Origin of the sequence: Pseudonocardia sp. TRM90224, from assembly GCF_021245725.1 — a bacterium.
Classification (GTDB): domain Bacteria; phylum Actinomycetota; class Actinomycetes; order Mycobacteriales; family Pseudonocardiaceae; genus Pseudonocardia.
The window spans coordinates 166,021-185,128 of sequence record NZ_JAJGSX010000015.1 but is presented as its reverse complement, the minus strand read 5'-3'; the positions used below and the strand labels follow the sequence as shown (position 1 = coordinate 185,128).

Genomic DNA, 19,108 nt, shown 5'->3' with positions numbered 1-19,108 from the left:
CAGTTACTCTCTTGCCGGGTCAAGGGCGCGGCTTCAACTGGGCGTTCGGCAGCTCCGGCGCCGGCAGGACATCGGCAAGCACGTCCGCCCACCGCTCGGGGAAGAGCCCGTACGGCCCGTCGGCGCGATGGTCGCCCCGGACTTGCTCCTGCCATTCCGCACGGAACCGCACGATCTCGTCGTGCGTGCGGCCCACGAAGTTCCACCACATGATGATCCGCTCGTTGAGCGGCTCGCCGCCCAGCAGCAGCGCTCTGACCTGCTCGTTCCCCGTTGTGATCGACAGGGTGTCGGTGCCGCACGGCACGTAGAGCAGCTCCGGTGCGGTGGCCGGCACGCCGTCGACGGCGACCTCGCCGGTGTCGAGGAGGATCCCGTGCTCGAAGGAGGGGGCGACGGTGATCGTCGCCGTCGATCCGGCCGGGATGATCATCTCGGCGCCGAGCAGGGGAGTGCTCGTGCGCACCGGCGACGTCGAACCCATCAACGAGCCGAGGAAGACGCGCAGCCGCGCGCCGCCCACCTCGACGGCCGGGGGCGTGTAGTGCTCGAACTGCGGCTCGGTGAACCGGTCGTGGTCGGGCAGCGCGACCCACAGCTGCACACCGTGCAGCGTCGTGGTCCCGGGCGTCGTGAACTCGGAGTGGGCGATGCCACGCCCGCTCGTCATCAGGTTCATCTCGCCGGCCTTGATCACCGAGCGGGTGCCGATCGTGTCGAGGTGCTCCAGCTCGCCCGCGAACAGCCACGACACCGTCTGCAGCCCGGTGTGCGGGTGGCCCGGCAGGTCCATCCGGGTCTCCGGGGTGATCACCGTCGGGCCGTAGTGGTCGGCGAAGCACCACGCCCCGATCAGCGAGCGCGCCCGCTGCGGCAGCGTGCGCCGCACGGGCTGGGCGCGCGGACCGCCGAGCGGCACCAGTCGCGGCACGAGGACCTCCGGCGCCGACCGCTCGGCGTCGGTTGTGCACGCAACCACCTGCGGACGGACCTCTACGTTGCTCACAGGGCTACCCCGCCTCCGAACGATCGCTTCAGCATGATCGCTTCAGCACGATCGCTTCGGCACCAAGGTACCGCCGGCCCCGGGTCGACCGTCGACAACGACCTTCTGGCTGTTTGTTAGCGCTCACAACAGCCAGAACGTCGTTGTCGACGGTGCGCTGGGTGTCGCGCGCACCTAGCCGCCGTCACTTACCTCGTTCAGCGCCCGCCGTTATCAAAGGCGGACCACCACGCCGACCGGCGTCGTCCTACGGGGCGACGCCTCCGAGGGGTCCGCCGATGTCCACCACCGAGGCCGAGGCGCCAACCGTCCACATCCTCTGGATCAACGCCGGACTGAGCTGCGACGGCGACTCCGTCGCGCTCACGGCGGCGACCCAGCCGAGCATCGAGGAGATCGCGCTCGGCGCGCTCCCGGGCCTGCCGAAGATCGCCGTGCACTGGCCGCTGATCGACTTCGACAACGGGCCGGTCGGGGGCAACAACGACTTCATCGAGTGGTTCTTCCGCGCCGAGCGGGGTGAGCTCGACCCGTTCGTGCTGGTCGTGGAGGGGTCGATCCCGAACGAGAAGATCAAGCCGGAGGGGTACTGGTGCGGCTTCGGGAACAACCCCGAGACCGGCCAGCCGATGACGACGAGCGAGTGGCTCGACCGCCTCGCCCCGAAAGCCCTGGTCGTCCTCGCGGTGGGCACCTGCGCCACCTACGGCGGCATCCACGCGATGGCGGGCAACCCGACCGGCGCGATGGGCGTGCGCGACTACCTCGGCTGGGACTTCACCACCGGCGCCGGCATCCCGATCGTCAACGTGCCGGGCTGCCCGATCCACCCCGACAACCTGTCGGAGACGATCCTCTACCTGCTCTACCAGGCCACCGGCGCGGCGCCGATGATCCCGCTCGACGAGGCCGGCCGTCCGACCTGGCTCTTCGGTGCCACCGTCCACGAGGGTTGCGACCGCGGCGGCTACTACGAGCAGGGCCAGTTCGCGAGCGAGTACGGCTCGCCGAAGTGCCTGGTCAAGCTCGGCTGCTGGGGGCCGGTCGTCAAGTGCAACGTGCCCAAGCGCGGCTGGATCAACGGCGTCGGTGGCTGTCCGAACGTCGGCGGAATCTGCATCGGCTGCACGATGCCGGGCTTCCCGGACAAGTTCATGCCGTTCATGGACGCCCCGCCCGGCAGCATGGTCTCCGGCGCTGCGAGCGGCGCGTACGGCGGCATCATCCGCCGGCTGCGCGCGATCACGGAACGGAAGCTCGACAAGGAACCGACCTGGCGCAAGACGGGCCGGGAGCTGACGACCGGCTACAAGAAGTCCTGGTAGGGGGACGCGTCGATGACCACCACAGCGCCGAAGTCCGCAAGCTCCAACACCGACAAGGCCGGCCTCACCGAGATGTCGTGGGACCCGATCACCCGCATCGTCGGGAGCCTCGGGATCTACACGAAGATCGACTTCCCGCAGCAGCGCGTGGTCGAGTGCCACTCGACCTCGTCGATCTTCCGCGGCTACTCGATCTTCATGAAGGGCAAGGACCCGCGGGACGCGCACTTCATCACCAGCCGCATCTGCGGCATCTGCGGCGACAACCACGCGACGTGCTCGGTCTACAACCAGAACATGGCCTACGGGGTACGTCCGCCGCACCTCGGTGAGTGGATCATCAACCTCGGCGAGGCCGCCGAGTACATGTTCGACCACAACATCTTCCAGGAGAACCTGGTCGGGGTGGACTACTGCGAGCGCATGATCGCGGAGACCAACCCGGGCGTGCTGGAGCAGGCCAACCGCACCGAGGCCCCGCACGGCGCCGACCACGGGTACAAGACCATCGGCGACATCATGCGGGCCCTCAACCCGTTCACCGGCGACTTCTACCGCGAGGCGCTGCAGGTCAGCCGGTACACGCGCGAGATGTTCTGCCTGATGGAGGGCCGCCACGTGCACCCCTCCACGCTCTACCCGGGCGGCGTCGGCACGGTCGCGACCATCCAGCTGTTCACCGACTACTACACCCGGCTCATGCGGTACGTGGAGTTCATGAAGCGGGTCGTGCCGATGCACGACGACCTCTTCGACTTCATGTACGAGGCGCTGCCCGGCTACGAGGACGTCGGCCGCCGCCGCGTGCTGCTGGGCTGCTGGGGTGCGTTCAACGACCCCGACCACTGCGACTTCACCTACCGGAACATGACCGGCTGGGGCCGCAAGATGTTCGTGACGCCCGGCGTCGTCGTCGACGGGCAGCTCGTCACCAACGACCTCGTGGAGATCAACCTGGGGCTGCGGATCCTGCTCGGCAGCTCGTTCTACCGCGACTGGGAAGACCAGGAGATGTTCGCGACGCACGACCCGCTGGGCAACCAGGTCGACCGTCGCCACCCGTGGAACCAGCACACGATCCCCGCGCCGCAGAAGCGCGACTTCGACGACAAGTACAGCTGGACGATGTCGCCGCGCTGGTTCGACGGCACCGACCACCTCGCGCTCGACACCGGCGGTGGCCCGCTGGCGCGGCTCTGGGCGACGGCGCTCGCCGGGCTCGTCGACATCGAGTTCGTCAAGGCGACCGGGCACAGCGTGCAGATCAACCTGCCGCGCACAGTGCTGCGTCCCGAGGTGAGCTTCGAGTGGAAGATCCCGCACGACCGCCAGGGGCAGCCGCTGTCCAACGCGATCGAGCGCAATCGGGCCCGCACGTACTTCCAGGCCTACGCGGCCGGCTGTGCCCTCTTCTTCATCGAGAAGGCGCTCGCCGAGGTCAGGGCCGGCAACACGAAGACGTGGGAGAAGTTCACGGTGCCCGACGAGGCGCTGTCCTGCGGCTGGACGGAGGCCGTGCGCGGGGTGCTCTCGCACCACATGGTGATCCGCGGCGGGAAGATCGCGAACTACCACCCGTACCCGCCGACACCGTGGAACAGCAGCGTGCGCGACTCCTTCGGCACGCCGGGGCCCTACGAGGACGCCGTCCAGAACACCCCGATCTTCGAGGAGAGCAGGGGCGACGACTTCAAGGGCATCGACATCATGCGGGCGGTCCGCAGCTTCGACCCGTGCCTGCCGTGCGGCGTGCACATGTACACGGGCCAGGGCAAACCGCTGCACCGCATGACATCGCCGTCCATGCTCAACACCATCTGAGATGGCGTCCACCGACCTGGACCCGCAGGGGCTGGCCGGGCGCATCGAGGAGCTGCTGGACGGGATCAGCACCGAAGGCGGCCCGGCCGTCGGGCATGCCGCCGAGGAGCTGGTGCGTGTGCTGATGCGGTTCTACGGCACCGGGCTGGAGCAGATCGTCTCGATCGTGAAGGCCGGTGGTGGGGAGACGCTCGTGCACCGCATGGCGGCGGATCCGCTGGTCGCGGGCCTGCTGGCGCTGCACGAGCTGCATCCCGTACCCGTCGAGCAGCGGTTGGCGCACGCGATGGACACCGCCGTGCGCCGGCTCGGCTCGCACGGCGGCGGCCTGCGCCTGACCGGCATCGACCCCGCCGGCCAGGTGCACGTCGAGATCGCCGGTGGCGGCTGCGGCACCGACACCGTGAAGGACGTCGTGGCGACGGCGATCTCCGAGCTGGCGCCGGAGGTCGCCGGCGTGGTGTTCGACGCGGTGCCGGCCGGGAAGCCGCTGCTGCAGATCGGGGTGCGGACCACGTGACCGGCGGGGTGACGGGCGGGCTCGCGGGGCTGCGCAGGTTCCTGCAGGAGCCGGCCGACAGCGGGCCGGCGCCGGAGGTCTGCGAGCTGTGCGCGACGCCGATCCCGGGGGTGCATCCGCACCTGGTGCACGTCACGGACCGCAGGATGCTCTGCGCCTGCGGTCCCTGCGGGTTCCTGTTCGACAACCCGGGCGCGGGGGCGGGCGAGTACCGGCGCGTCCCCGACCGGTACCTGTCCGACCCCGACTTCACGCTCACCGACGCGCAGTGGGACGAGCTGCAGATCCCCGTGGGGATGGCGTTCTTCCTGCGCAACTCGGCGCAGGACGCGATCATCGCGTGCTACCCGAGCCCGGCCGGTGCGACCGAGAGCGAGCTGGGGCTCGACGCGTGGGGGTCGGGGGTCGGCGCGGGGCGGCTCGCCGCGCGGATGGCGCCCGATGTCGAGGCGCTGCTGGTCCGTCGCGACGCGGACCGGTCCTACACGTGCCTGCTCGTCCCGATCGACGCCTGCTACCGGCTGGTCGGGCTGGTCCGGCTGCACTGGAAGGGGTTCGACGGCGGCAGCGAGGCGTGGGCGGCGATCGACGCGTTCTTCGCCGATCTGCACGACCAGGCCAGATCCCTCACCCGGGAGGCCTGACGTGCTGCGTTTCGCCTGCCTCGACGCCGCGCCCGAGCCGTACGCAGCCGGGCCGACGCTCGTGTTCGGGATCGGGATCGACGACGAACCCGGCCGCCAGGTGCACTCGATCGCCTTGCGCACCCAGATCCGGATCGAGCCGCGCGGCCGCGCGTACACCTCGGCCGAGGCGGCCCGGCTCGTCGACCTGTTCGGTGAACGCGACCGCTGGGGCGAGACGCTCAACCCGCTGCAGCTGGCCACGGTCGGTACGACCGTCGCGGGATTCACCGGCTCGACGTCGACGGCCGTGCCCGTCCCGCTGACCTACGACCTGGACATCTCCGCGACCAAGTACTTCCACGCGCTGGAGCCCGGCGAGGCCGTCCCGCTGCGGCTGCTCTTCTCGGGGACGGTGTTCTACGCGGGGCCGTCCGGTGTGCAGGTCGGGCTGGTGTCGTGGCACGAGGACGCGACGTTCCGGCTGCCGGTGGCGACCTGGCGGGCCGCGATGGACGAGCACTTCCCCGACAGCACCTGGGTGCGGATCAGCCGCAGCACGCTCGACGCGCTGGCCGCTTACCGCTCCGAGCGCACCATCCCGAACTGGGACGACACGATTGAACGGCTGCTGAAGGAGGCCGGGGCATGATCACCGATCCCGACGTGGCCGACGTGGAAGCCGTCGCCGACGCCGTGCTCTTCGAGGGCTACCTGCTCTACCCGTACCGGGCCTCGGCGCAGAAGAACCGCGTGCGCTGGCAGTTCGGGGTGCTGACGCCCGCGGCCGACGAGAGCGAACCCACCCGCAACCGGACGGAGTGCCTGCTCGAACCCGGAGGCGGCAACGCGCGGCTCTTCGTGCGGCTGCGCTGCCTGCAGCTGCAGACCCGGTCGCCGCGGACCGCCGCCGGGCACGCGGTGGACGCGCTGATCGTCGACGGCACCCGCCACCTGCGGTTCGAGGAAGGCCTGCCGCGGGAGATCGACACCGAGCTGGCGGTCGCCGACCTGCTGACCGGGCGGGTGACGGTGCCGATCTCGCTGCCCGGCGGCACGAAGACCGAGCTGCTGCCCGACGGGGCCGGGGTGATCGTCCGCGAGACCTGGCCGGTCACCGGCCGCATCGTCGTCTCCTGCACCGACCTGCCCGGTCCCTACCTGGTGCACCGGCTTCGTGTCGACGTCGTCAACGACAGCCCGGGGGCTGCCGGCGCGCCGCGGGAGGAGGTGCTGCGCCGGTCGCTGATCGCCGCGCACACGATCATCGCGGCGCGGCCGGGCGCGTTCCTCTCGCCGACAGACCCGCCGGAATGGGCCCGCCCCGCCGTCGCCGAGTGCGTCAACGAGCACACCTGGCCGGTGCTGGCCGGCCCCGAGGAGCGCACCGACCTCGTGCTCTCCTCGCCGATCATCCTGGCCGACCACCCGCAGATCGCGCCGGAGAGCCCGACCAACCTGTTCGACGGCCTGGAGAACGACGAGATCCTCACGTTGCGCACGATGGTCCTCACCGACGACGAGAAGGCCGAGGCCCGCGCGACCGACCCGCGCGCCGCCGGGATCATCGACGCGATCGACGCGATGCCGCCGGAGATCCTGGAACGGCTGCACGGCGCGATCCGCTCGTTGCGCCCGGCCGGATCGTCCTGCGAGGTGCCCGTCTTCGGCGGTGACGCACCGGGCGTCCGACCGCCGGAGCAGCTGCCGTGGTGGGACCCCGGCCAGGACGCGTCGGTGGACCCGGAGACCGACTCGGTGCTGGTCGACGGTGTTCCGGTGGCCAAGGGCAGCCACGTGCTGCTGCGGCCGGGGCGCAGCGTCGACGCGCAGGACCGCTTCCTCGACGGCATGGCGGCCACCGTCCAGGCCGTGGTGCACGACGTCGACGGCGGCGTGCACGTCGCCGTCTCGATCGACGGCGACCCCGCCGCGGAGCTGCAGCTCGCGCACGGGCGCTTCCGCTACTTCCGGCCCGACGAGCTGGAGGTCGTCCAATGACGCACGACCTCCGCTCGTCACCCACCGTGACCTTCCATGCTGCGTGGGGGTTCAGGAAAGCCACTTTCCTGAACTCTCAGGACAGGAAAGTGGCTTTCCTGAACTCGCCACCGGTCACGGAGAGTGCGCGGGAGAGTTGGGCGCAGTGTGGGGCGGAGGTGCTCCCGTGACGGTGCTCGTGGCCGGGATCGGCAACGTCTTCAACTCCGACGACGGGTTCGGCGTCGAGGTGGTGCGGGCCCTGCGCGCGGAGGGCGGGCTGCCCGCCGACGTTGAGGTCGTCGACACCGGCATCCGCGGCCTCGACCTCGCCTACCAGCTGCTCGACGGCTACGCGGCGCTGGTGATCGTCGACGTCACGCAGCGCGGCGGCGCCCCCGGCACCGTCTACGCGCTCGAACACGACCTCGACGCGCCTCATGAAGGAACGGCACAGCTCGACGGGCACGGCATGCACCCCGCGGCCGTGCTCGACCTGCTCGACGGCCTGGCCGCCGCGATGGGCATCGCGGAGCGGCCCGTCGGGCGGGTGCTCGTCGTCGGCTGCGAGCCGGCGGAGCTGGGGGAGGGCATGGGGCTCAGCCCGCCCGTGTCCGACGCCGTGGCGACCGCCGTCATCACGGTGCAGGAGCTGGTCACGTCGTTGCTCTCCGAAGGAGCGGTCCGATGATGCGCAAGGTTGCCCTGCTCGTGCTGCTGGTCGTCGCCGCGGCGGCCGTCGGGATGGCGGTCGCGTCGCGCGGCGAGATCACCCGGTACCGGGAACTCAGCGAGATGTAGGGGGAGGCGCCATGTGTCTGGGCATACCGGGCGAGGTGATCGAGCTGATGGCGGACCCGTCCGGGCAGGAGTCGGACCTCGCGATGGTCAGCGTCGAAGGTGTGAAGCGGGCCGTGAACATCGGGCTGCTGCGGGAGGACGGGCAGCTCGACCTGGAGCCGGGGGACTGGATCCTGATCCACGTCGGCTTCGCCCTCTCGAAGATCGACGAGAAGGAGGCGAAGGCGTCGCTGGAGTTCCTGATGGGCCTCGGCGACGCCTACACCGACGAGCTGGAGGCCCTCGCGGCCAGTGACATCACGTGAGGTTCGTCGACGAGTTCCGCGACGCCGGCATGGCCCGCGTGCTCTCCACGAAGATCGCCGAGCTGTGCGAACCGGGCCGCCACTACAAGTTCATGGAGGTCTGCGGCGGGCACACGCACACCATCTACAAGCACGGGCTGGAGGACTACCTGCCCGAGACGGTGTCGCTGGTGCACGGCCCCGGCTGCCCGGTCTGCGTGATCCCGATGGGGCGCGTCGACGACGCCATCGCGATCGCCGAGCGCGACGACGTCATCCTCACGACGTTCGGCGACATGCTGCGCGTGCCCGGTGGTCGCGGGTCGTTCTTCGACTCGAAGGCGGCCGGTTCGGACATCCGGATGGTCTACTCGCCGCTCGACGCGTTGAAGATCGCTCGCAAGAACCCGGACAAGCGGGTCGTGTTCATGGCGATCGGGTTCGAGACCACCGCGCCGTCCACCGCCATGACGGTGCTGCGTGCGGCCGCGGAGCACCTCGACAACTTCTCGGTGTTCTGCAACCACGTCACGATCATCCCGGCGATCAAGGCGATCCTCGACTCGCCCGACCTGCGCCTCGACGGGTTCATCGGTCCCGGCCACGTCTCCACGGTTATCGGCTGCCGGCCGTACGAGTGGATCGCGCGGGACGCCGGCAAGCCGCTGGTCTGCGCCGGGTTCGAGCCGCTCGACATCCTGCAGTCGGTGTACCAGCTGCTGCGCCAACTCGCCGAGGCCCGCTGCGAGGTGGAGAACCAGTACGCGCGCGTGGTGCCGTGGGACGGCAACACCAAGGCGCTGCAGGTGATCAACGAGGTGATGGAGCTGCGGCCGCACTTCGAGTGGCGCGGGCTCGGGTTCATCTCGCACTCGGCGCTGCGGATCAACGAGAAGTACGCGCGGTTCGACGCCGAGCGGATCTTCGCGCTGCCGGGTGTGCGGGTCGCCGACCCGAAGGCGTGCCAGTGCGGCGAGGTGCTCAAGGGCGTGCTGAAGCCGTGGGAGTGCAAGGTGTTCGGCACGGCGTGCACGCCGGAGACGCCGATCGGCACCTGCATGGTGTCGTCCGAGGGCGCCTGCGCCGCCTACTACAACTTCGGCCGGTTCAGCCGCGACCGGGTGAAGGAGGCGACCCGGACATGAGCCAGGATCTCGGGTCCAGCATCCCGACGCGGGCGAACTGGGCCGAGGAGGCCGTGGCCGCGCACGCCGGCGCCGAGCACCTGACCCGCGAGGAGCAGGTGCTCGCCAGGATCGCGAAGGCGCGCGCCCGCAAACCGAAGATGAAGGAGCAGCGGATCACGCTCTCGCACGGCGCGGGCGGCAAGGCGAGCCAGACGTTGATCGAAGCGGTGTTCCTCGACGCGTTCCGCAACCCGACCCTGGAACTGCTGGAGGACGGCGCGCAGCTGGCCACCGCCGCCGGTCGGTTGGCCTTCACGACCGACTCGTACGTCGTCTCGCCGCTGTTCTTCCCCGGCGGCGACATCGGCGACCTGGCCGTCAACGGCACCGTGAACGACCTCGCGATGTGCGGGGCCCGCCCGCTGTACCTGTCGTGCGGGTTCATCCTCGAAGAAGGGTTCCCGGTCGCCGACCTGCAGCGGATCGTCGCGTCGATGGCCGCAGCCGCGGGGGCGGCGGGCGTCCAGATCGTCACGGGCGACACGAAGGTCGTCGAGCGCGGCAAGGCCGACGGCTGCTACATCACGACGGCCGGCGTCGGGGCGCTGGAGCGCGAGGTGGTGCTCAGCGCCGCGGCCGCGCAGCCCGGCGACACCGTGCTGGTCTCCGGCCCGATCGGCGACCACGGCGTGACCGTCATGCTGGCCCGCGGCGAGCTGGACATCTCCGCCGACATCGAGTCGGACACCGCGCCGCTGCACGAGATCAGCGCCGCCGTGCTCGACGCCGCCGGCGGTGGGGTGCGGCTGATGCGCGACGCCACGCGTGGCGGGGTCGCGACGATCTGCAACGAGGTGGCCGTCGCCGCGCAGGTGGCGGTGGTGCTGGACGAGGCGGCGCTGCCGGTGCGACCGGTCGTCAACGGGGCGTCGGAGCTGCTGGGCATCGACCCGCTCTACGTGGCGTGCGAGGGCCGGTTCGTCACCGTCGTGGATCCGGCGCACGCCGTCGCCGCGCTCGCCGCGATGCGGGCGCACCCGCTGGGCACCGGCGCCGCCGTCATCGGGACGGTGAAGGACGACCCGCCGGGGTTGGTGCTGCTGCGCACGGCGTTCGGCGGCACGCGCATCGTCGACCTGCTGGTGGGCGACCCGCTGCCGCGGATCTGCTGATGCACGAGCTGGCGATCACCGGGACCGTCGTCTCGACCATCACACAGCGGATGGGCGCGGCGAAGGTGCGGCGGATCCGGCTGGAGGTCGGGAAGCTCTCCGGGTTGGTGCCGGACGCCGTGCGGTTCTGCTTCGAGATGATCGCGGCCGGCACCACCTGCGAGGACGCCGAGCTGGAGATCGACGAGCCGACCGGGCGCGCGCACTGCAGGGCGTGCGGGGCCGACTTCACGACGGCCGAGGTGCTACCGCTGTGCGACTGCGGGAGCGCCGACGTCGCCGTGACGGGTGGGACGGACCTGCGGATCGTGGAAGTGGAGGTGGACCGGGCATGTGCGCTACCTGCGGATGCTCCGACGGGCCAGGCGTGCGGGTGATCGACCCGGCACACGGGCACGGGCCCGGTGATGGGCACGGTCACGGGCATGCGCATCCGCACCCGACCACCACCGTCGCGATCGAGGTCGACCTGCTGGCGAAGAACGACGACCTCGCCGCCCGCAACCGGCAGTGGCTGGCGGCGCGGGGCGTCACGGCGCTGAACCTGATGAGCTCGCCCGGCGCGGGCAAGACGACGCTGCTGGAACGCACGATCCGCGATCTGGGCGCCGACCTGCCGTGTGCCGTGCTGGAGGGCGACCAGGAGACGCTGCTCGACGCCGAACGCATCCGCGCCGCCGGCGCGCGGGCGATCCAGATCAACACCGGCGCCGGCTGCCACCTCGACGCCGACATGGTGGCCGCCGGGCTGCGCGCGCTCGCCCCCGAACAGGGCTCCCTGCTGTTCGTGGAGAACGTCGGCAACCTCGTCTGCCCCGCCCTCTTCGACCTGGGCGAAGCCGCCCGGGTCGTGATCATGTCGGTGACGGAAGGAGCAGACAAGCCGCTCAAGTACCCGCACATGTTCCGCACCGCCGACCTCGTCGTGCTGACCAAGACCGACCTGCTGCCGTACGTCCCCTTCGACGTGGGGTTCTTCGTCGAGTGCGCCCGGCGGGCGCGGGCGGGGGTGGAGGTGCTGCAGCTCAGCGCAACAGCGGAGGAAGGGCTCGGGGCGTGGTACGACTGGCTGCGCGCCGAGATGAACCACAGCGCCCTTTGATCTTGCCGATCCGGCTCTGAGGTCAATCTCGGCGGCCCATTGTGTCGAATCGGGCCCGCGGCAGAGCCGCGGCCGCGATTCTGAGTCCCATGTCGACCGTCGAGCGGGCCGCCACGTCGGTGCCGGGTTGGCCGGCTGTGTTCCGTGGAAGCCGAGCGGTCGCGGCCGGCCTGGTCACACGGCGCGCGTTGCGCGGGCCGCGGTTCGTGCGCCTCTGCACCGATACGTACGTGCCGCGCTCAACAGCGCCGCCCGATCTGGCCCTGCGCTCGCGGGCCGCGTTCCTGCTCACGGACCAGCGGGGTGTGCTCTGCGGGTTGTCCGCGGCGGAGCTGTTGGGCGCGTCGTGCGCACCGCCCGGTGCTCCCGCTGAAGTCGTCGTGACGAGTGGCGGCCCGCGCACGTCCACGCGTGGGCTGATCGTTCACCACTCCCGCCTCGCAGCCGACGAGATGCAGAGATGCTCCGGTGTTGTCGTGACCACGCCGCTGCGGACGGCGTTCGACCTCGGCAGATGGCGTCCGGATGTGGTCGAGCGCGTCGTGGCGATCGACGCGCTCGCCAACCACGGCCGGTTCGATCCTGCGAAGATCCTTCAATTCTCGGACCGCTACCCGGGCGCCCGGCACCGCCGGAGGATCGGCGACGCCGTAGCGCTCGCGGACGCTCGGGCGGGCTCTCCGATGGAGACGCGGTTGCGGCTGGTGCTCGTCCTGCGAGGGCTGCCCACGCCGGCCGTGCAGCATGCCGTGCTCGACGACGAGGAACGCCGTGCGGTATGGCTCGACCTGGCCTATCCGGAGGAGCGCATCGGGATCGAGTACGAAGGCGCCGTCCACACGAACCCGAACGCGGTGCTGAGTGACACGGGCCGCTACACGCGGCTCGTCGCCGCAGGCTGGCGCATGTACCGCTTCACGAAGCGGGACATCTGGAGCGACCCCGACCGCATCGCCACGACGATCCGGGACGCTTTGCGCTCGAGATGAAGCGACCCCGAACTTCCCCACCGTTTTGCCAACCTGCACGCCCTGGAGGGCCTGTAGGTAGGCAAAACGGTGGGGACGTTCGACACGTCGTCCAACTTCCCCACCGTTTTGGGTGGCTGCGCGCCCGCGGAGCGCGCATGTGCCCAAAACGGTGGGGAAGTTGGGTCGCGTGTCACCTCGACGCCGCTACCGCCACCTGCCCCAGGCTGATGCCCCCGTCGTTGCAGGGCATGCGGGAGTGCACGAGCACCCGCAGCCCCGTGGCCTCCAGCCCGGTGCGGACGCGTTCCAGCAGCAGGAGGTTCTGGAACACCCCGCCGGAGAGCGCGACCGTGTCCCGGCCGTGCGAGCGGGCCGCGCCCGTCGCCGACGTGACCAGCGCCGCGGCGAGCCCGTTGTGGAACCTGGCCGCCACGACCGCGGCGGGGACGTCCGTGCGCAGGTCGGCGACGACCCCGCGGATCAGGTCCGCGCCGCACAGCCCCGCCGTGGGGTAGCCCGAGGGCACCGACGGGTCGGCGAGCTGCTCCAGCTCGATCGCCGCCTGCCCCTCGTACGTCACCGCGTCGCGCACGCCGACCAGCGCCGCCACCGCGTCGAACAGCCGGCCCGCGCTGGTCGTCGACGGGACGGGCACGTCGGAGTCGAGCAGCCGCCGCACCGGGTCCGTCCGGGTTCCGAGTCGCGCGTCGAAGGCGGGCAGCGAGACACCGGCGGCCCGCAGCCACGCGACGGCCATCCGCCACGGCTGCCGGATCGCCGTCGTGCCGCCGGGCAGCGCGACCGGCTCCAGATGGACGAGCCGGGTGAACGCGGCCAGCGAAACGTCCATGACCTCGCAGCCCCAGAGCGCCCCGTCGGTGCCGTAGCCGAGCCCGTCGCAGGCGATCCCGATCACCGGGCCGGCAACGCCGTGCTCGGCGAGGCACGACGCGAGGTGCGCGTGGTGGTGCTGCACCCCGACCAGTTCGACGCCCTCCTGGTCGTGCGCCCACTTCGTGGAGAGGTACTCGGGATGCAGGTCGTGCGCGACGACCTCCGGCGTGACGTCGAGCAGCCGCGACAGGTGCGCGATCCCGTCGGTGAAGGCCCGGAGCGTCTCGACGTTCTCCAGGTCGCCGATGTGGTGCGACGGCACCGCGGTGCTGCCGCGCAGCAGGCAGAACGTGTTCTTCAGCTCGGCGCCGCACCCCAGCACCGTCCGATCGGCGGCGACGGCGAGCTCGACCGGTTCCGGCGCGAACCCGCGCGACCGGCGTGCAAGGTACGGGGCTCCGCGCACGATCCGCACCACCGAGTCGTCGGCGCGGGTCCGGATCGGACGGTCGTGGGTGAGCACGGCATCGGCGATCCCGGCGAGGCGCCCGAGGTCGCCGTCGCGGTGGACGATGGGCTCGTCGGAGACGTTCCCGCTGGTGAGGACGATGGGCTCACGCACCTCGTCAAGCAGCATGTGGTGGATCGGGGTGTAGGGGAGCAGCACGCCGACGTGCCGGTTGCCCGGTGCGACCGCCGCCGCGAGCCGTGCACGGTTCCGGCGGCGCAGCAGGACGATCGGTGCCCGCCGCGACACCAGCTCCGCCGCCTCGACCGGCCCGACCTCACCCAGCTCACCGGCCGCCGAGACGCTGGGCGCCAGCACCGCGAACGGCTTGTCCTCCCGGTGCTTGCGCGCCCGCAGCGCGGCCACCGCGGTCTCGTCGCCGGCGAGTGCGGCCAGGTGGAACCCGCCGATCCCCTTCACCGCGAGCACGGCGCCGGCGCGCAGCGCACCGGCGGCCGCCGCAACAGGATCGTCACCGGGATCGTCACCGGGAACACTGCACCGCAGCCGCGGGCCGCACTCGTGGCAGCTCACCGGCTGTGCGTGGAACCGCCGGTCGCGCGGGTCGTGGTACTCCGCGGCGCAGGCCGCGCACATCGGGAACGCAGCCATCGTCGTCGCGGCCCGGTCGTAGGGCACATCGGTGATGATCGTGAACCGCGGTCCGCAGTTCGTGCAGGTGATGAACGGGTGCCGGTAGCGCCGGTCGGCCGGGTCGCGCAGCTCGGCAAGGCAGTCGGCGCAGGTGGCGGTGTCGGCAGGGACCAGCGCGACCCGCCGCCCGCCCGCCGAGCTGGCCGCGATCGCGAAGGCGGTGTCGCCGACGGCCGGGATGTCGGTGGCGGCGACCGCGCTGACCAGCGCGAGCGGCGGCGGCCGTTCCCGCAGCGCGACGAGCAGCGCGGCCAGCGCGGCGCCGGAGCCCTCGGCCTCGATGATCACCCCGAGTTCGTCGTTGCCGACGAATCCCGCGAGGCCCAGCTCCTCGGCGAGCCCGTGCACGAACGGCCGGAACCCGACACCCTGCACGATCCCGCTGACCCGGATGCGTGCCCTGACGGCCGTCTCAACCATGCCTTCAGCCTGGGCCGAGCGCGCGCTGCACCAGCTCCCACAGCACGTGGTACGTCGTCGTCTGGGCCTCCTGGATGCGGTGCACCGACGCCGACGGCATCACGAATAGGTGGTCGATCCCGCCGCGGGCGGCCGCCTCGGCCATCGCACCACCCGAGTATCCGGCGAGCGCGACGGTGAGCAGCCCGCGCTCGTGCGCCACCGCCAGCCCGCGCAGGACGTTCGCGGAGCCGCCGCTGGTGGAGAGCCCGAACGCGATGTCCCCCTCGCGGCCGGCGGCGGCGAGCGGCCGCGCGAACACAGTCTCGAAGCCGACGTCGTTGGCGAGCGCCGTCAGCGTCGCCACGTCGGCCGCCAGCGCGACCGCCGGGAGCGGCCGCCAACCCGGCCCCGGGTCGACGCACAGCGCGGCGACGGCGGCGGCGTCCGTGCTGGACCCGCCGTTGCCGAACGCGAACAGCCGCCCACCACGCGCGAACCGGCCGGCCATCGCGGTGGCGCAGGCCACGAGCTCGCCGGCCTCGGCCTCGACGACGTCCGCGCGCAGCCGCCCGATCTCCGCGATCTTCTCCCGCGTGGAGCGGGCGACATCGGCCAGCAGCGATTCGGGGTCGACCGTACCCGCGCGCAGGAACGGGTAGAGCGAGTCGGTGCTCACGGTTGCACCCGCGCGATCGCCTCACCGGCGTGCACGAGCACGGTGTCGCCGACCGCAGCCTCGACCAGCGCGACGCTGACCTCCTCAACCGTGCCCGCGCCGGTGTCGACCAGCGCGAGGTCGTCACCGAGCAGCTCGGTGACGGTCACCGGCACGGCGACGTCGGAGCACGTGATGCAGACCTCGCCGGGGTGCTCGTCGGGCGGGAGCGAGTAGGGGTTCACGCGAGCACCTCCGGCGCGTCGAGGAACACGTGCACCAGCTCCCACAGCACGTGGTACGCCGTCACCTGGACCTCGCGGACCACCCGCTCGTCGTCGGACGCAACAGTGATCACGTGGTCGGCGATCACGTGGTCGGCGTCCGCCGCCGCCCCCGCGCCGAGCAGCGCGACCGTGAGCATTCCCATCCGGCGCGCGGTCGCGAGCGCCGCGACGAGGCGCTCGTCGCCACTGTCAGGGGTGATCGCGAGCGCGATGTCGGCCGGCTGTCCGAACAGCCCCAGCTGCAGCGCGACGTCGCCCGGCAGCGACTGCGCCGGCAACGCCCGCTTCCCGATGATCACCGGGTGCACGAACTCCACGACGATGTGGGCGGCATCGCTCGGCGACCCGAATGCGAGCAACCGTCCGCCCCGGTGGAAGCGGCCGGCCATCGCGTGGCAGGCCGCGGCCAGCTCGTCGGCCTCAGCGGACAGCAGGCTCGTGGGGTCGGCGCGGCGTCGGAAAGCCGTTGTGGCGTCGGCGCTCGTCAGCACGACGGTCATGGGTGCTCCCCTCGGATCGGCCGTTGCGGGAAGCCGCGCACACCCCGGCGTAGCGATCGAGGAAGACGTGCAGCACCGCATGGGTGTGTTCGAGGCCCGCGGCCAGCTCGTGGAGGTAGGCGACCCCCTCGGGCGTGATGGAGTACGTCCGCTTGGCCGGGCCCGACCCGGACGCGCTCCACACGGAGTTCACGAGCCCCTGGCGCTCCATGCCGCGCAGCGCCCGGTAGATGCCGCCGGCGTCGCCGTCGCCGTCGTGCATCGGGCGCAGCCGGGAGACCAGCTCGTACCCGTGGTCGGCCTTCTCGCACAGGAGCAAGAGCAGGCACGGTTGCAGGAAGTTGCGCGGTTCGAGCTCGGCCATGTGGACGATGCCCTCTGTTCGGCGGTGGTGGACGCCAGGATGCCGATCGTCCCATCGTGTGACGTAAACCACAAGATGTTGATCGCGGACGGTGATCGGTCGCCTTCGATCAGTAGTCACATGAGGGTCGCCCCTGTGGGTTTCGTAGACTGCGGGGGTGGCGGCGGAATCCGATGGGCAAGTTTCCGATGACGCGCGCCCTGCCCGCCGTTTCTCGGTGCTGCTGCTCGACGACCACCCGGTCTTCGCCGACTCGCTGCGGATCACCCTCGACCTGACCGACGACATCCGGTGCGTCGCCGTCGCCTACACCGTCGCCGAGGCAGTCGAGGCTGCGCGAACGGTGGATTTCGACGTTGCGATCGTCGACCTGCACGTTCCCGACGGCGGCGGGATGGCCGCGATCGGGTTGCTCCGCGCCGAGCGGCCGGCGGCGAGGGTGATCGTGCTGACTGCGCACCCCCGTGCGGTGCTGGCCGAGCGGGCGCTGGCCGAGGGTGCCGTCGCGTTCCTCGGGAAGGACGGCGCCGTGACCGACGTCGCCGAGGCCATCCGCTACGCGAGCGCGGAGCGCCCGATGGTCGCCGCGAGCCTCGAAGGCGTCCCGGCGCAGCGCTACGGGCTGACCCCGCGCGAGGCGGAGGTGCTGGAACGGCTCGGCGAAGGCCGCGACGCCGCCGGCGTCGCCGACGAGCTGGGCATCTCGCTCTACACCGCCCGCGACCACATCAAGTCGATCATGGCGAAGCTCGGGGTGCGCACCCAGCTGGACGCCGTGGTGACGGCGGGCCGGGCCGGGCTGATCGAGATCGGCACGAGGTTCTGATGCCCACGCGCTCGCTGCAGCATGCCGTCCAGCGCTCCGTGCGGCGCCACATCCTCCTCACGCTGCTGGTCGCGCTCGGCCTCTCGGTGGTGATGGTCGCCGGGGTCTGGGTCGTCGCCGACAGCGAGGGCCACCGGTCGGCACGGCACGTCTCGTCGCAGGTCGGCAGCGCGCTGATCGTCTCGCTGGAGTCGAGCGACTACCGCCGCATCGACCCCGCGCTGCGCGCCGACCTGATGGACGACGTCACCCCCTTCATCCGGTCCGACCTCGTGCACCGGGTGAAGGTGTGGAGCGTCGAGGGCGATCGGGCCCGCATCGCGTTCTCCGACGAGCCCCGCCTGGAGGGCGAGGTCCGCCCGGTCGACCCCGCTCTCGCGGCGCGGCTGGCGGCGGGTGAGGTCGTGTCGCTGCGGCTGCCCGACGACGACGAACACCGGTTCGAGCTCGCCGCGAGCGAGCCGCTGATCGAGGTGTACATCGCGTTCCACGACTCGGCCGGCAACCCGCTTTGGCTGGAGATCTACGTTCCCGTCGACACGGTGGCGACCACGTGGCACACCGTCGGTGTGCTGCTGCCGATCATGCTGGTGGCGCTGCTGGCGCTCGGCATCGCGACGATCCCGATCACCGTTTCGTTCGCCCGCCGCATCGAGCAGGGGCAGGAGGAGCACCGGGCCGCGCTGCGCTATGGGCTGGCTGCCTCCGACATCGAACGCCGCGAGCTCGCCCAGCAGCTGCACGACGGCGTGATCCAGGACCTCGCCGGCGCGGGCATGGTGCTCGAGGCGATCCGGCGGGCCGAGGACGGACCGACAGCGCCGCTGCAGCGCGGCCTGCTCGAAGAGGCCCACCGGGTGGTCGAGGACGACATCCGGCAGCTCCGCGACCTGGCATCGGGCCTGCTGCCGTCCACCGTCGACGCGGAGGGGCTCGGCGCGGCGATCACCGCGATGGCGCAGCAGCTGCAGAGCCGCGACACCGCCGTCGCGGTCGACGTCGAGACGCGGCACGGGCTGCGCGCCGACACGGCGACGCTCCTGCACCGCGTCGCCCGTGAGCTGTTGCGCAACGCCTTCCAACACAGCCGGGCCACCCGGATCGACGTGCGCCTCACCCCTGCGGGCGATGACCTGGTGCTCACCGTCGCGGACAACGGGCGCGGGTTCGACCGCAGCGGCGCCCGCCCGGAGGGGCACATCGGCTTGATGCTCGTCGAGCGCGCCGTGGCGGAGGCCGGTGGTCGGTTCGCCCTCACCACCGCGCCGGGGGAGGGCACAGCCGTGTCGGTGACGCTCTCGGCGGATCCCGAATTTTAGGGATTCCACCCGGCGCAAATCGGACAA

Annotated in this window: 21 protein-coding genes; 15 read left to right on the top strand and 6 right to left on the bottom strand. The window is 71.4% G+C overall.

The annotated features are described in order from the left end of the window. Positions 1 to 19: 19 nt before the first annotated feature. On the bottom strand, positions 20 to 1,006 hold the full coding sequence (locus LL648_RS22070) for a pirin family protein (RefSeq protein WP_232664535.1): 987 nt from the start codon (positions 1,004 to 1,006) through the stop codon (positions 20 to 22). Between the two features lie 278 nt (positions 1,007 to 1,284). Here LL648_RS22070 and LL648_RS22065 point away from each other — a divergent pair, with 278 nt between their 5' ends. The 13 genes from LL648_RS22065 to LL648_RS22005 all read left to right on the top strand — a co-directional run bounded on the left by LL648_RS22065 (position 1,285) and on the right by LL648_RS22005 (position 12,750). Then, a complete protein-coding gene (locus tag LL648_RS22065) occupies positions 1,285 to 2,331 on the top strand; it encodes a hydrogenase expression protein HypE (RefSeq protein WP_232664533.1) in 1,047 nt (348 codons plus the stop codon). Positions 2,332 to 2,343: 12 nt separating this feature from the next. Then, positions 2,344 to 4,152 (top strand): nickel-dependent hydrogenase large subunit, encoded by a 1,809-nt coding sequence (locus LL648_RS22060; RefSeq protein ID WP_232664532.1) that lies wholly within the window; start codon positions 2,344 to 2,346, stop codon positions 4,150 to 4,152. Between the two features lies 1 nt (position 4,153). After that, positions 4,154 to 4,672, top strand: coding sequence for a NifU family protein (locus LL648_RS22055; RefSeq protein WP_232664530.1), 519 nt, complete (start codon positions 4,154 to 4,156; stop codon positions 4,670 to 4,672). Then, positions 4,669 to 5,316, top strand: coding sequence for a DUF5947 family protein (locus tag LL648_RS22050; RefSeq protein ID WP_232664529.1), 648 nt, complete (start codon positions 4,669 to 4,671; stop codon positions 5,314 to 5,316). Before LL648_RS22055 ends, LL648_RS22050 begins: the two co-directional genes overlap by 4 nt. A 1-nt stretch (position 5,317) precedes the next feature. Next, positions 5,318 to 5,947, top strand: coding sequence for a DUF6084 family protein (locus LL648_RS22045; protein ID WP_232664528.1), 630 nt, complete (start codon positions 5,318 to 5,320; stop codon positions 5,945 to 5,947). Then, positions 5,944 to 7,296 (top strand): hypothetical protein, encoded by a 1,353-nt coding sequence (locus tag LL648_RS22040; RefSeq protein ID WP_232664527.1) that lies wholly within the window; start codon positions 5,944 to 5,946, stop codon positions 7,294 to 7,296. Before LL648_RS22045 ends, LL648_RS22040 begins: the two co-directional genes overlap by 4 nt. Before the next feature lie 172 nt (positions 7,297 to 7,468). Continuing rightward, positions 7,469 to 7,966, top strand: coding sequence for a hydrogenase maturation protease (locus tag LL648_RS22035; protein WP_374112089.1), 498 nt, complete (start codon positions 7,469 to 7,471; stop codon positions 7,964 to 7,966). Between the two features lie 121 nt (positions 7,967 to 8,087). After that, on the top strand, positions 8,088 to 8,381 hold the full coding sequence (locus LL648_RS22030) for a HypC/HybG/HupF family hydrogenase formation chaperone (protein ID WP_232664524.1): 294 nt from the start codon (positions 8,088 to 8,090) through the stop codon (positions 8,379 to 8,381). After that, positions 8,378 to 9,505, top strand: coding sequence for a hydrogenase formation protein HypD (gene hypD / locus LL648_RS22025; protein ID WP_232664523.1), 1,128 nt, complete (start codon positions 8,378 to 8,380; stop codon positions 9,503 to 9,505). The genes LL648_RS22030 and hypD overlap by 4 nt, the downstream gene beginning before the upstream one ends. A gap of 140 nt (positions 9,506 to 9,645) precedes the next feature. After that, the gene (gene hypE, locus LL648_RS22020; protein ID WP_232664612.1) at positions 9,646 to 10,659 is read left to right on the top strand and encodes a hydrogenase expression/formation protein HypE; all 1,014 of its coding nucleotides are present in this window, start codon (positions 9,646 to 9,648) and stop codon (positions 10,657 to 10,659) included. After that, a complete protein-coding gene (locus tag LL648_RS22015) occupies positions 10,659 to 11,036 on the top strand; it encodes a hydrogenase maturation nickel metallochaperone HypA/HybF (RefSeq protein WP_232664522.1) in 378 nt (125 codons plus the stop codon). The genes hypE and LL648_RS22015 overlap by 1 nt, the downstream gene beginning before the upstream one ends. Beyond that, positions 10,991 to 11,761: a hydrogenase nickel incorporation protein HypB gene (hypB, locus tag LL648_RS22010; protein WP_232664521.1), complete on the top strand. Its 771-nt coding sequence runs from the start codon at positions 10,991 to 10,993 to the stop codon at positions 11,759 to 11,761. Before LL648_RS22015 ends, hypB begins: the two co-directional genes overlap by 46 nt. An 89-nt stretch (positions 11,762 to 11,850) precedes the next feature. After that, positions 11,851 to 12,750 (top strand): endonuclease domain-containing protein, encoded by a 900-nt coding sequence (locus LL648_RS22005; protein ID WP_232664520.1) that lies wholly within the window; start codon positions 11,851 to 11,853, stop codon positions 12,748 to 12,750. 172 nt (positions 12,751 to 12,922) lie between these two features. Here the strand turns inward: LL648_RS22005 and hypF are convergent, their stop codons facing one another. Genes hypF through LL648_RS21980 form a run of 5 tightly spaced genes read right to left on the bottom strand, consistent with a single transcriptional unit; the run spans position 12,923 to position 16,936 of the window. Then, positions 12,923 to 15,148 carry a carbamoyltransferase HypF gene (gene hypF, locus LL648_RS22000; protein WP_232664519.1) on the bottom strand — a complete coding sequence of 742 codons (2,226 nt, stop codon included), beginning with the start codon at positions 15,146 to 15,148 and terminating at the stop codon, positions 12,923 to 12,925. Between the two features lie 4 nt (positions 15,149 to 15,152). Further along, a complete protein-coding gene (locus tag LL648_RS21995; protein ID WP_232664516.1) occupies positions 15,153 to 15,806 on the bottom strand; it encodes a D-sedoheptulose-7-phosphate isomerase in 654 nt (217 codons plus the stop codon). Further along, positions 15,803 to 16,030, bottom strand: a complete 228-nt coding sequence (locus LL648_RS21990) for a HypC/HybG/HupF family hydrogenase formation chaperone (protein ID WP_232664514.1) — start codon at positions 16,028 to 16,030, stop codon at positions 15,803 to 15,805. The genes LL648_RS21995 and LL648_RS21990 overlap by 4 nt, the downstream gene beginning before the upstream one ends. Further along, positions 16,027 to 16,572 (bottom strand): phosphoheptose isomerase, encoded by a 546-nt coding sequence (locus tag LL648_RS21985; protein ID WP_232664513.1) that lies wholly within the window; start codon positions 16,570 to 16,572, stop codon positions 16,027 to 16,029. The genes LL648_RS21990 and LL648_RS21985 overlap by 4 nt, the downstream gene beginning before the upstream one ends. Next, positions 16,493 to 16,936 carry a PadR family transcriptional regulator gene (locus LL648_RS21980; RefSeq protein ID WP_232664512.1) on the bottom strand — a complete coding sequence of 148 codons (444 nt, stop codon included), beginning with the start codon at positions 16,934 to 16,936 and terminating at the stop codon, positions 16,493 to 16,495. The genes LL648_RS21985 and LL648_RS21980 overlap by 80 nt, the downstream gene beginning before the upstream one ends. A 217-nt stretch (positions 16,937 to 17,153) precedes the next feature. On the opposite strand from LL648_RS21980, the gene LL648_RS21975 reads away from it, so the two are divergent. Both LL648_RS21975 and LL648_RS21970 read left to right on the top strand, forming a co-directional pair. Further along, positions 17,154 to 17,762 carry a response regulator transcription factor gene (locus LL648_RS21975; RefSeq protein ID WP_232664511.1) on the top strand — a complete coding sequence of 203 codons (609 nt, stop codon included), beginning with the start codon at positions 17,154 to 17,156 and terminating at the stop codon, positions 17,760 to 17,762. Next, positions 17,762 to 19,081 (top strand): sensor histidine kinase, encoded by a 1,320-nt coding sequence (locus LL648_RS21970; RefSeq protein ID WP_232664510.1) that lies wholly within the window; start codon positions 17,762 to 17,764, stop codon positions 19,079 to 19,081. Before LL648_RS21975 ends, LL648_RS21970 begins: the two co-directional genes overlap by 1 nt. Positions 19,082 to 19,108 lie beyond the last annotated feature (27 nt).

What these genes read in the sequence shown, in the direction of transcription:
- LL648_RS22065 (WP_232664533.1), top strand. Translation starts at nt 1,285, where the DNA reads ATGTCCACCACCGAGGCCGAGGCGCCAACCGTCCACATCCTCTGGATC.
- LL648_RS22060 (WP_232664532.1), top strand. Translation starts at nt 2,344, where the DNA reads ATGACCACCACAGCGCCGAAGTCCGCAAGCTCCAACACCGACAAGGCC.
- LL648_RS22055 (WP_232664530.1), top strand. Translation starts at nt 4,154, where the DNA reads ATGGCGTCCACCGACCTGGACCCGCAGGGGCTGGCCGGGCGCATCGAG.
- LL648_RS22040 (WP_232664527.1), top strand. Translation starts at nt 5,944, where the DNA reads ATGATCACCGATCCCGACGTGGCCGACGTGGAAGCCGTCGCCGACGCC.
- LL648_RS22030 (WP_232664524.1), top strand. Translation starts at nt 8,088, where the DNA reads ATGTGTCTGGGCATACCGGGCGAGGTGATCGAGCTGATGGCGGACCCG.
- hypE (WP_232664612.1), top strand. Translation starts at nt 9,646, where the DNA reads ATGAAGGAGCAGCGGATCACGCTCTCGCACGGCGCGGGCGGCAAGGCG.
- LL648_RS22015 (WP_232664522.1), top strand. Translation starts at nt 10,659, where the DNA reads ATGCACGAGCTGGCGATCACCGGGACCGTCGTCTCGACCATCACACAG.
- hypB (WP_232664521.1), top strand. Translation starts at nt 10,991, where the DNA reads ATGTGCGCTACCTGCGGATGCTCCGACGGGCCAGGCGTGCGGGTGATC.
- LL648_RS22005 (WP_232664520.1), top strand. Translation starts at nt 11,851, where the DNA reads ATGTCGACCGTCGAGCGGGCCGCCACGTCGGTGCCGGGTTGGCCGGCT.
- hypF (WP_232664519.1), bottom strand. Translation starts at nt 15,148, where the DNA reads ATGGTTGAGACGGCCGTCAGGGCACGCATCCGGGTCAGCGGGATCGTG.
- LL648_RS21985 (WP_232664513.1), bottom strand. Translation starts at nt 16,572, where the DNA reads ATGACCGTCGTGCTGACGAGCGCCGACGCCACAACGGCTTTCCGACGC.
- LL648_RS21980 (WP_232664512.1), bottom strand. Translation starts at nt 16,936, where the DNA reads ATGGCCGAGCTCGAACCGCGCAACTTCCTGCAACCGTGCCTGCTCTTG.
- LL648_RS21970 (WP_232664510.1), top strand. Translation starts at nt 17,762, where the DNA reads ATGCCCACGCGCTCGCTGCAGCATGCCGTCCAGCGCTCCGTGCGGCGC.